Consider the following 9,829-nt stretch of genomic DNA (forward strand, 5'->3'; position numbering starts at 1 on the left):
AGCAGTTTTTGATTTGTATTGAATTATAGAGTGGTTGTGCTAAACTTGTTTAGTTAAAAAAAAGCATTAAAAATCAATTGAGAAAGGTTTAAAATGAAAAAAATAGTACTTCTAAGGCATGGAGAAAGCACCTGGAATAAAGAAAACCGTTTTACCGGCTGGACTGACGTAGATCTTTCCGATAAAGGCAAAGAAGAAGCCAAAGCCGCGGGCGTAGTTTTAAAAAAAGAAGGTTTTGTGTTTGATATCGCCTATACTTCTGTATTAAAAAGGGCGATTAGGACGCTTTGGATGGCTCTTGATGAATTGGATTTGATGTGGATACCCGTTTATAATTCCTGGAGATTGAATGAAAGGCATTATGGCAGCCTTCAGGGTTTGAATAAATCAGAGATGGCGGCAAAATACGGCGAGGATCAGGTTTTAATCTGGAGAAGAAGCTATGATATCCAGCCTCCGGCATTAGAAGCAAAGGACCCAAGATTCCCCGGGCATGACCCCAGGTATAAGTCGTTAGATAAAAAAGATGTTCCTTATACAGAATGTTTAAAAGATACCGTAGCCAGATTCCTGCCTTATTGGCATGAAGTTATTGCACCAAGTATAAAAGAAGGTAAGAGAGTTATTATCGCAGCTCATGGCAATAGTTTGCGCGCATTGGTAAAATACCTTGATAATGTTTCTGATGAGGAAATTGTAAAATTAAATATTCCAACCGGGATCCCGCTTGTGTACGAGCTGGACGATAATTTAAAGCCGATTAAACATTATTATTTAGGCGATCAGGACGAGATAAAAAAAGCTATGGATAAAGTTGCAAATCAGGGGAAAGCTAAATAAGGAGAGGCAAGATGGGCTTAAGACAAGAGCTGTTATTTGAAATTAAAGCAGTTGAGTTTAACAAAAAAGAATCTCCTAAAAAAGTCTCAAGCTATTTTGGCGAAAATACTTTTAGCATGTCTACAATGCAAAAGTATATCTCTAAACCCACTTTTCAGGCTTTTAAACGCTGGATGTCCGAAGGTGTTATTATCAGTTTGCAGCAGGCAAATGAGATTGCCGATGCGATGAAAGAATGGGCGATGTCTAAGGGCGCAACATATTACACCCATTGGTTCCAGCCGATGACCGGGTTAACAGCAGAAAAGCACGATAGTTTCATTTCTTTTGTAGATAATGGCAAGGTGATTGAGAAGTTTTCTGGGTCGAAGTTAATCCAAGGCGAGCCCGATGCTTCAAGTTTTCCTTCAGGTGGTATCCGTGCAACATTCGAAGCAAGAGGATACACTGCATGGGATCCTTCAAGCCCCGCATTTATCATTGAAAGCACATTAGGTAAAACACTTTGTATCCCTACGATTTTTATCTCATATCATGGTGCTGCTCTTGATAAGAAATTACCACTCATCCGTTCTGACGAAGCACTAAATAAGGCAGCAGTTGGTTTGTTAAAGCTTTTCGGCCATAAGGATATTAAAAAAGTATTTTCTACCTGTGGTCCGGAACAGGAATATTTTTTGATTGATAAACATTATTATAATTTACGTCAAGATTTGGTTATGGCAGGGCGTACTTTAGTCGGTGCCCCATCCCCCAAGGGCCAGCAATTAGAAGATCAGTATTTCGGCACAATCAAAGAACGCGTAGTTAATTTTATGTTTGAAGTTGCCGAAGAAGCCTACAAATTAGGTATCCCGGTAATGACAAGGCATAATGAAGTAGCCCCTCATCAGTATGAATTCGCTCCAATCTTTGAGGAATCTAATATCGCAGCTGACCATAACCAATTATTAATGGATTTGATGAAGAAAGTAGCGCTTAAACATAATTTGGTTTGTCTTTTGCATGAAAAACCTTTTGCCGGAGTTAACGGAAGCGGGAAACATCTTAACTGGTCATTAGCTGATGATAAAGGGAATAATTTACTAAACCCCGGGGAAACTCCGGAAGATAATCTACAGTTCTTGGCTATTTTAGCTGCTGTGTTGCGTGCAGTGTATCTACATTCTGATCTTTTGAGAGCAAGTGTCGCTATGGCAGGAAACGAACATCGTTTAGGCGCCAATGAAGCTCCTCCTGCGATTATGAGTGTTTTCTTAGGTGATCAGCTTACTTCTATTCTTGATACAATAGAAAAAGGAGCAAAGACCAAGGTTTCAAAGCGCGATATTATTGATTTAGGTATTGCAAGATTGCCTAAGTTTAATAAAGATTCAACTGATAGGAACCGTACTTCGCCTTTTGCTTTTACTGGAGCAAAGTTTGAATTCCGTGCAGTCGGTTCATCGCAGAATATTTCAACACCTATCGCAGTAATTAATACTATTATTGCTGAGAGTTTAGATTTTGTTGCGGAGATGATTAATAAAAATGGTTCAGGCAAGGATTTTAATACAAAAGTGCTGCAGGTAATTGCAAAAATTATTAAAGAAACTAAAGATATCCGTTTTGAAGGGAATAACTATTCTCCGGAGTGGGTAAAAGAAGCTAAAAAGAGAGGTCTTCCTAATGTTGCTTCAACTGCCGAGTCTTTAGAAGCCCTGACAAGACAAAATAATATCGCCTTATTTGAGAAATATAAAGTTTTCTCTAAGGAAGAACTTGTCGCAAGATATCATATCTGGGTACATACCTATAATCTGGTTTTAGAGATAGAAGCAAATACTTTAAATGAAATGGTTAACGCAAGCATAGTTCCCGCTGGCAGCGAGTACGAAAACTTATTGGCCAGTAACTTAGTCAGGCTTACCCGTTTAAAGAAAGAGGCTGGTTTGAAGTTTGAAGCAGCAGCGCTCAATGATCAGAAGGAGCATTTAAGCGATGTAGTTTCTAAAATTTACTATGTCAGGCGTAATACTAAAGAGATGATGAAGCTTCTTAGCAAGGCTGGGAAGTTAGATGGTAAAGCTCGCGCAAAAATCTATTTTGGCCAGCTTAAACCATTAATGGAGCATATCAGGAAGCACGCGGATGCTTTGGAATGCGTGGTCTCTGATGAGCATTGGGACCTGCCAAAGTATAGAGAAATGCTGTTTGTAAAATAATGTAGCTGGTAATACCCCTTGACATAGGCCTATTTTTTGGTATACTAAATCAACTTCACTCTTATATTAGAGTGAAGTTTTCATTTATAGCCGTAAGTTCTTAATTATCTGAAAAGAAACTAGTTAAGAGCCAGCATAAAACTAATAAAATGAAACCGGAATCAGCGCTTCTATATATTATATTTATTCCAGTGGCAGGAGCATTTATTCTGCCTTTAGCCGGTAAAGTTTCTCTGCGTTTGAGGAATTTTCTGGCGCTTTTGTTTGTCGCCGCATCATTCCTGCTGTCTTTGTCACTCTTACCCTACGTTTTATCATCAAAAACAATCACCGTTTTTAAGCAGTTACCCTTAGGTTTTAATTTCAGTTTTACAGCTGATGCCTTGGCTGTTTTTATGGCCATGGTTTCTTCATTTATCAGTACTATCATTGTTTTGTTTTCATTTGGCTATATCAGCCACTATGAGAACCAGAATGAGTATTACTCTATGGTGGTTTTATTCTTAGGGGCAATGATGGGGTTGGTTTTTTCTGCCAATTTAATCTTATTGTATATTTTTTGGGAAATTACCGGTATCACAAGCTGGCGCTTGATAGGTTTCTTTAGAGAGAAGACCCATGTAATTAAGGCAGACAAAGCTTTTCTTGTAACGGTTTTCGGAGCTTTACTTATGTTGCTTGGGTTTATCAGCATATTCCAGCAGACCGGTTCATTTGAACTTTCTGTGATAAAAGATTTTGGTAAGCTGCATTCTATTTCAACTTTAGCAATGGTTATGATATTAGCCGGAATCTTCTCTAAGTCGGCGACCTTACCTTTCCATACCTGGCTTCCCGACGCAGGTGTAGCTCCTTCTCCGGTAACAGCTTTACTGCACGCCGCAGTGCTTGTTAAAATCGGTGTTTATGTATTTGCCCGTCTTTTTATTGTGACTTTTCCAATTGACCAGGTTTTATCGGTTGCAGTGCCTGTGATTGCGGCAATAAGTACGCTTGTTTCAGCCGGGGCAGCTCTTGTTGAAACGGATTTAAAGAGGATTATCGCTTATTCAACTATCAGCCAGATAGGTTTTATTTTCTTTGGGCTTTCAACGGGAAATACCGTTGGAGTTGCCGGGGGGCTGTTATATATTTTAATGCACGGGATTTCAAAAGCAGGGTTGTTTCTTTGTGCAGGCGTTGTTGAGCAGAATACAAAGACCAAAGACATTACTAAACTTGGCGGGTTAATTAAAACAATGCCGATAACCGCTTTTGCATTCTTGTTTTGCGCTTTTTCAGTAATGGGTGTTCCTCCTTTCGGAGGATTCTTTAGTAAATATTTTGTATTTGATGGGGCAATCCAGGCTAAGCAATTAATAATTTCAGGGGTATTCTTGTTCGGCGCATTTTTGACTATTTTATATCTTTTAAGAGTTTTTAATCTTGTATTCTTAGGGGATGCGCAATTGCCGGGGGTAAAAGAGGGGAGCAGGTTGATGGTTTTTTGTGTGGCATTATTAGGTTTTCTTTCTCTTTTAGGCGGCATTTTAATATTCTACCCGCATAACTTTGCTCTTCTTGCGGCGCGTCAGATGTTAGGGTTAGTAAAATGACAATAAATATCTTACTTTTACCTATATTAATTCCATTTATTGCAGGTTTATTCATTTTTATCCTTCCAAAGAATCTGCGCGGGGTAAAAGAATTCGTTACTCTTTTGATAACATTAGCAAATTTGTTATTAACGATATTCTTATTTAATAAAAACATCGTTTTTTCTTTACCGTGGCTTGGAACTGGATTTGATTTTTCCTTAAGGCTTTATCATTTTAGCGCTTTTATAATTTTGGCAGTAGCAGGCTTTGCTTTCTTAGTTAGCTTGTATTCAAGTGTTTTTATGCTGGGAAGAGAAGGTTTAAAGCAGTTCTACGCCTATCTTTTGATTACTGTTGCTTTTGTAAACGGCGCAGTGCTGGCGGATAACCTTATTATATTGTTGTTTTTCTGGGAAGGTTTGCTCTTAACGCTCTTTGGGATGATTGCGATAGGAGGTAAGGCTTCATTTAAAACCGCGACCAAGGCTTTTATTATTATGGGTGTTTGCGATTTATGTATGATGTTCGGAATTATTCTTACAGGGGTTATTGCAGGTACGCTTACCATGTCAAAAATCAACCTGCCATTAAATACTTTAGGTTCAATTGCTTTTATATTTCTTATGATTGGCGCAATCTCCAAGGCCGGATCAATGCCGTTTCATTCTTGGATCCCTGATGCAGCAAACGACGCTCCTCTTCCTTTTATGGCTTTTCTGCCAGCTTCTTTGGAAAAGCTTTTAGGGATTTATCTTTTAGCACGTATCTCGCTTGATCTATTTCAATTAAATGCTTCTTCATGGGTAAGCACGCTTTTAATGACGATAGGGGCAATTACGATTCTTTTAGCGGTAATGATGGCTTTAATTCAGAAGGATTACAAAAGGCTTTTGTCGTATCACGCCATCAGCCAGGTTGGATATATGATTTTAGGAATAGGCACTGCGGTTCCCGCGGGGATTATCGGCGGGCTGTTTCATATGATCAATCACGCGATGTATAAGAGCGGGCTTTTTCTTACGGGTGGTTCAGTAGAAAAACAAGCCGGGACTACTATCCTTGATAAACTCGGCGGCTTAGGTAAAAAAATGCCCCTTACATTTATTTGTTTCTTAATTACTGCAGCCTCAATCTCCGGAGTTCCTCCATTTAACGGTTTCTTTTCAAAAGAGCTTATTTATGACGGAGCTTTAGAAAGAGGTTGGATTTTCTATATTGCAGCAGCTCTCGGTTCTTTTCTTACCGCAGCTTCATTCTTGAAGCTCGGGCACAGTGCATATTTAGGAAAACTTAATGAAAATAATAAGAATGTAAAAGAAGCTCCTTTAAGAATGCTTGTCCCTATGATTGTTATTGCGTCTTTTTGTATATTCTTCGGAGTATGCAATTGGTTTCCTATAAATAAATTAATTGCTCCGATATTAGGAGTAGAAAGATTAGAAGGGCATAGTTTTGCTGGTATGCCTACAAACATAATGATTGTTGTAGTTACTTTTGTAGTTTTAATAGCTGCTTTTCTTAATCATATCTTTGGAGTTAAGGCTGGAGGGAGTGCTCTTAAAGCAGCAGACCACATTCATTATGCACCTGTTTTATCCATTTTTTATAACCGTGCGGAAAAAAGATTTTTTGATCCGTACGATATAGGATTAAAGATTACGGGCAGTTTTTCTAAGGTAGCTTTTTGGATAGACAGATTATTTGATGCTTTGGTTGATAACTTGACGGTGTTCGTATCTAATACTTTAAGTAAAGAAATCAGGCGCCAGCATAATGGCAACTATTCGGTTTACCTTGTTTGGTCCATGGTAGGGATGTTTTTGGTGATTATATTTTTAATGTATTCGGGTTAATTTAACTAAAAAAAAAGAACATATGCATCAATTATTAATTTTACTTCCATTCCTTAGTATTATAATCTTAAACCTTCCTTTTAAATCAATTCTTAGGAAGTTAGCATTCTTGTTTGGGGTGTCACTTTGTTTATTCCAGATAGCTTTTGTATTTTTTCCGGCTTTGCGTTTTTCGTCAGCACAGTTTGAATTACTCAGCTCATTTTTAAAATTTAATCTTCTGGTTGATAATTTGACTTTGGTGATGCTGCTTTGTATCGGAATTGTTTCTTTTGTTTCTCTTCTTGCGGCTAAACGCCTCATACCGGAAGAGAGAGCGCTTTTTAATTTTACCAATGTTTTGATTATTGCTTTAGCCGGGTTAAACGGTATTGTAATGGTAAAAGATATTTTCTCCCTGTATGTTTTTCTTGAGATTACAGCTGTTGCATCATTTATCCTGATTGTCTTGCATAAAGATATCTTTGCTTTTGAGGGGGCTTTTAAGTATCTTATCCTTTCAACGATAGCAACCACGCTTTTGCTTTCTTCTATTGCATTATTTTTGCTTGTTTCAGGCTCAACTGAATATTCGGCAATAAGCGCCGGACTTAAAAACTCTCCAAACAGCCATATTATGATGCTTGCGATAGGGTTATTCTTAAGCGGAGTTTTCATTAAGGCAGGGCTTATGCCTTTTCACGGATGGGTCCCTGATACATATTCATCAGCACCTGCACCTGTATCAATATTCCTTGCGGGGATAGTTACAAAAACTGTTGGAGTTTATACTCTGATAAGAATAGTAACTACTGTGACAGGTTTTACAGCTCCTATTAGAAATGTACTTTTATTTGTCGGGGCATTTACAATTGTCATTGGTGCTTTTGCTGCTCTTGGGCAGAATGATTTTAAAAGAATGCTTAGCTATTCAAGTATAAGCCAGGTTGGTTACATTGTCCTTGGTTTGGGAAGCGGGACGATGTTGGGAGTTGCAGGGGCAGCGTTCCATCTTTTTAATCACGCAATCTTTAAATCACTTTTATTTGTTAATGCGGCAAGCGTAGAATCAGCAACCGGCTTAAGGGATATGAATAAGATGTCTGGGTTGTCAGCCCGTATGCCTCTTACGGGAGTCAGTTCTTGTTTGGCAAGCCTTTCAACCGCGGGTGTTCCTCCGCTGTCGGGATTTTGGAGCAAGCTTGTAATAATTGTTGCGTTATGGATGTCGGGAAGGCGTGTTTACGCGTTAATTGCTGTTTTAGCAAGCGTTGTTACTCTGGCTTATTTTCTTTCCATGCAAAGAAGGGTATTTTTTGGAAAATTGGGCGTTGAATTTGCTAATATCAAAGAGCAGGGTTTTGCCTTGGGATTTGCAGCAGTGTTGCTTTCTTTAATAGTAATAGGCGTTGGTTTATTTTTTCCGTTTGTTTTAAATTCTTTTATATTGCCGGTTGGCAATATTTTCGGAGGTTAGATTGCAAATTAATTTGATTATTCTTGTTGCATTGATATTGGCAGCAGTCTGGACGGTTATGACGAGAAGTTTGCTCCGTGCAGGCATAGGGCTTGCCTTGGTTAGTGTTTTATTGACTATTGTCATATTTAGGCTCAATTCGCCGCTTGCCGCGGTCTTTGAGCTTTCTGTGTGTGCCGGATTAATTTCAGTTTTATTTGTAAGCACTATCAGTATGGCGCAGCCGCTTTCCAGGAAAGAGGCTATCCAGCATATGAAGATAAGATTTGCCAGGTATTGGTATCTGCCGATAATTGTTGTTTTATTGGGAGTGGTATTACTTTTGATAAATGTAAAACTTGATATTTTACTTCCAACTCCCGAGAAAATCAAAGATGCCCGTTTGGTAATCTGGAATTCAAGGCCGATTGATTTATTGGGGCAGATTATAATCTTATTGACCGGAGTTTTTGGGGTTGTGATTTTATTTAAAGAAAGGCTTAAGAAATAATGGGCATTCATTTAAGTTTATTCTGGATGTTTGGGATTGTTTCAATTTTGCTTTTTGTAATTGGCATTTATTGCATTCTTGTTACTTATAATTTAATAAGGGTTTTAATCGGCATAGAAATTTTAATTAAAGCAGTTACGCTTTTGATAATCGTGGCAGGATATATTACGGGGCATGAAGCCCTGGCTCAAAGCATGGTAATTACACTTATTGTTATTGAAGCGGTAGTGGTAACAGTGGCGGTTGGCATAGTTTTGGGGATACACAGCCATCATAATTCATTGGACCTTAGGAAAATAAGGCAATTAAAAGGTTAATTTATGCATAGAATATTACTTAGTCCACCGGTCGCTTTTATAATACTTTTTTTAGTGATAGTTATTTTTACAGCGTTATTATCGCGCTTGGCTTTTCGCGTCAAGAAGGTTAAGGAAGGCACGGGGAAATCATATGCCTGCGGTGAGAATAATTATGACAACATGGCGCAGCCTGATTATTCAAATGTTTTTCCGTTTGCTTTCTTTTTTACGCTGGCCCATGTAGCAACATTGATTATTGCCACTGTTCCTCTGGCAACCGTTGGAACATTTATCATGGTTTCTTTGTATATATTAGGGGCTTTTATCGGTTTATCTATTCTTTTTAGGAGATAACTTTTATGGGGTTTGCGAAAAAAATAGTCAACTGGGCAAGGATTAAATCTCCGTGGATATTGCATTTTAATACCGGAGCTTGTAATGCCTGTGATATTGAGATTATTGCAGCACTTACTCCGCGTTACGATTTAGAGCGTTTCGGCGTTGTATTGAAAGGAACACCGAGGCACGCGGATATACTTGTTTGTTCAGGCCCTGTGACAAAACAGATTGAAGATAGATTGGTTAGAATTTACGAACAGATGTCTGAGCCAAAGTTTGTCGTTGCGGTGGGCACTTGTTCTTGTTCAGGAGGAGTTTTTCAGGGCTGTTATAATGTTAAGTCCGGGATTAATGCTGCTATCCCGGTTTCCGCGTATATACCCGGATGCCCAGCAAGCCCAAAGGCAATTATTGATGGTGTTGTGAAATTATTGATGAGCTTGGAAGAAAAAGAATCAAAGCAGGAGGGAAAATGACTCCATGTGAAAAAATTATAGAGGAATTAACAAAGAAATTTGATTATTTTGCAACTTGCGCAAAGATAGTCCGCCCAAGACGGATTAGTATAGAGGTTAAACAGGAGAATTTTCTGGAAGTGTTTGTTACTTTGTCAAAACAATTAGGCTTTTCGCATTTATGCACTATTACCGGGCTTGATGAAGGAGAGGTTTTAAGTTTTATCTATCATTTAGCCGATACTACGGGTATTTTGATTAATTTAAAGACCAGTGTTCCTAAAGAAAGGCCTATTTTAAAAAGTGTAATCTCTTA

At 38.4% G+C, this 9,829-nt stretch carries 10 protein-coding genes; all 10 read left to right on the forward strand.

Features of this window, described 5'->3' with window-relative positions:
- Nucleotides 1-93 precede the first annotated feature (93 nt).
- Entirely contained in the window at nucleotides 94-840 is a 747-nt protein-coding gene (gene gpmA, locus PHO70_07215; protein MDD5432754.1) for a 2,3-diphosphoglycerate-dependent phosphoglycerate mutase, read from the forward strand.
- A gap of 11 nt (nucleotides 841-851) precedes the next feature.
- A complete protein-coding gene (locus PHO70_07220) occupies nucleotides 852-3,044 on the forward strand; it encodes a glutamine synthetase III (GenBank protein MDD5432755.1) in 2,193 nt (730 codons plus the stop codon).
- Nucleotides 3,045-3,193: 149 nt separating this feature from the next.
- Entirely contained in the window at nucleotides 3,194-4,639 is a 1,446-nt protein-coding gene (locus PHO70_07225; GenBank protein MDD5432756.1) for an NADH-quinone oxidoreductase subunit L, read from the forward strand.
- Nucleotides 4,636-6,474, forward strand: coding sequence for a proton-conducting transporter membrane subunit (locus tag PHO70_07230; protein ID MDD5432757.1), 1,839 nt, complete (start codon nucleotides 4,636-4,638; stop codon nucleotides 6,472-6,474). The genes PHO70_07225 and PHO70_07230 overlap by 4 nt, the downstream gene beginning before the upstream one ends.
- A 22-nt stretch (nucleotides 6,475-6,496) precedes the next feature.
- Nucleotides 6,497-7,930 carry a proton-conducting transporter membrane subunit gene (locus tag PHO70_07235; protein MDD5432758.1) on the forward strand — a complete coding sequence of 478 codons (1,434 nt, stop codon included), beginning with the start codon at nucleotides 6,497-6,499 and terminating at the stop codon, nucleotides 7,928-7,930.
- Nucleotide 7,931: 1 nt separating this feature from the next.
- On the forward strand, nucleotides 7,932-8,420 hold the full coding sequence (locus tag PHO70_07240) for an NADH-quinone oxidoreductase subunit J (GenBank protein ID MDD5432759.1): 489 nt from the start codon (nucleotides 7,932-7,934) through the stop codon (nucleotides 8,418-8,420).
- Nucleotides 8,420-8,737: an NADH-quinone oxidoreductase subunit K gene (locus tag PHO70_07245; protein MDD5432760.1), complete on the forward strand. Its 318-nt coding sequence runs from the start codon at nucleotides 8,420-8,422 to the stop codon at nucleotides 8,735-8,737. The genes PHO70_07240 and PHO70_07245 overlap by 1 nt, the downstream gene beginning before the upstream one ends.
- 3 nt (nucleotides 8,738-8,740) lie before the next feature.
- Nucleotides 8,741-9,073, forward strand: a complete 333-nt coding sequence (locus PHO70_07250) for a hypothetical protein (GenBank protein MDD5432761.1) — start codon at nucleotides 8,741-8,743, stop codon at nucleotides 9,071-9,073.
- A gap of 5 nt (nucleotides 9,074-9,078) precedes the next feature.
- Nucleotides 9,079-9,534, forward strand: a complete 456-nt coding sequence (nuoB, locus tag PHO70_07255; protein ID MDD5432762.1) for an NADH-quinone oxidoreductase subunit NuoB — start codon at nucleotides 9,079-9,081, stop codon at nucleotides 9,532-9,534.
- A partial coding sequence (locus PHO70_07260) for an NADH-quinone oxidoreductase subunit C (GenBank protein ID MDD5432763.1) occupies nucleotides 9,531-9,829 on the forward strand: 299 nt, incomplete at its 3' end. The genes nuoB and PHO70_07260, both read left to right, overlap by 4 nt.

The sequence above is a fragment of the Candidatus Omnitrophota bacterium genome (assembly GCA_028715415.1).
In the GTDB taxonomy this organism is placed as follows: Bacteria; Omnitrophota; Gorgyraeia; order Gygaellales; family Profunditerraquicolaceae; genus JAQURX01.

What these genes read in the sequence shown, in the direction of transcription:
- gpmA (MDD5432754.1), top strand. Translation starts at nt 94, where the DNA reads ATGAAAAAAATAGTACTTCTAAGGCATGGAGAAAGCACCTGGAATAAA.
- PHO70_07220 (MDD5432755.1), top strand. Translation starts at nt 852, where the DNA reads ATGGGCTTAAGACAAGAGCTGTTATTTGAAATTAAAGCAGTTGAGTTT.
- PHO70_07225 (MDD5432756.1), top strand. Translation starts at nt 3,194, where the DNA reads ATGAAACCGGAATCAGCGCTTCTATATATTATATTTATTCCAGTGGCA.
- PHO70_07230 (MDD5432757.1), top strand. Translation starts at nt 4,636, where the DNA reads ATGACAATAAATATCTTACTTTTACCTATATTAATTCCATTTATTGCA.
- PHO70_07235 (MDD5432758.1), top strand. Translation starts at nt 6,497, where the DNA reads ATGCATCAATTATTAATTTTACTTCCATTCCTTAGTATTATAATCTTA.
- PHO70_07245 (MDD5432760.1), top strand. Translation starts at nt 8,420, where the DNA reads ATGGGCATTCATTTAAGTTTATTCTGGATGTTTGGGATTGTTTCAATT.
- PHO70_07250 (MDD5432761.1), top strand. Translation starts at nt 8,741, where the DNA reads ATGCATAGAATATTACTTAGTCCACCGGTCGCTTTTATAATACTTTTT.
- nuoB (MDD5432762.1), top strand. Translation starts at nt 9,079, where the DNA reads ATGGGGTTTGCGAAAAAAATAGTCAACTGGGCAAGGATTAAATCTCCG.